The sequence below is a fragment of the Neobacillus drentensis genome (genome assembly GCF_036965425.1).
Taxonomy (GTDB): domain Bacteria; phylum Bacillota; class Bacilli; order Bacillales; family Cytobacillaceae; genus Neobacillus; species Neobacillus drentensis_F.
Genome location: NZ_JBALPP010000177.1, coordinates 1 through 200 on the forward strand (window position 1 = coordinate 1; position 200 = coordinate 200).

Below are 200 nucleotides of genomic sequence, written 5' to 3' on the forward strand. Positions count from 1 at the left end.
CCTTTATCTATTGCTTTTCTTGATTCAGATGGGAAAATTCTAAAAATATTAGATATGGTTCCTTGTAAGGAGGATGAATGCCCTTCTTATGATCCGAAACTATCTTATCATTATGCTATTGAAGTGAATCTTGGATGGTTTGAAAAGAATCAAATCAAAGAAGGGGATTTTGTGAAGCTTAAATAAAATCATCTCGCCTT

Annotated in this window: 1 protein-coding gene; it reads left to right on the top strand. The window is 32.5% G+C overall.

Annotation, left to right across the window (positions count from 1 at the left end; genetic code table 11):
- The coding region (locus V7161_RS29255) for a DUF192 domain-containing protein (protein ID WP_335716284.1) at nucleotides 1–186 on the top strand (186 nt) is incomplete at its 5' end.
- Nucleotides 187–200: the final 14 nt, after the last annotated feature.